The organism is Acinetobacter sp. NIPH 2100, assembly GCF_000369805.1.
Lineage (GTDB): Bacteria > Pseudomonadota > Gammaproteobacteria > Pseudomonadales > Moraxellaceae > Acinetobacter.
Genome location: NZ_KB850224.1, coordinates 652,647 through 653,206 on the forward strand (window position 1 = coordinate 652,647; position 560 = coordinate 653,206).

Consider the following 560-nt stretch of genomic DNA (forward strand, 5'->3'; position numbering starts at 1 on the left):
TCGAAGAATGCACAAAGTGTTTCTGATGCACTTGGCGGTGGTTCAACTGTTAATCCAGATGGCACAGTGACAGCACCGAACTATACGGTGAATGGTGACAGCATCAACAATGTCGGTGATGCAATTACTGCGCTTGATAAAGGCTGGAACCTGCAAAGCAATGGAGAAAATGCTGGCGCAGTAAAAGCGGGTGATACTGTTGATATCGGTACAGCAGATGGCGAAGAAAACCTACAAGTGGCGAAAGAAGGCAATGACATTAAGTACAGCCTGAACCGCGACTTGAAAGTAGACAGTGTCACTGCAGGCGATACTGTGATTAACAATGATGGTATGACCATTACAGGTGGTCCAAGTGTGACCAAGTCAGGTATCGATGCCGCTGGCAATAAAGTTACTAACGTTGCAGATGGGACCGAAGCCAGTGATGCAGTGAACAAAGGCCAATTGGATAAGGCAGGACAGGACTTAACAGACAAAGGCTTTGGTTTAACCGCACAAGATGGCACCACTGTTCAGAAGAAACTGGGTGAAGCGGTTGATGTTGTCGGTGCAGATGA

At 47.1% G+C, this 560-nt stretch carries 1 pseudogene; it reads left to right on the forward strand.

From position 1 onward, the window contains the following. A pseudogene (locus F887_RS18440) lies at nucleotides 1-560 on the forward strand (hemagglutinin); the annotation flags it as partial.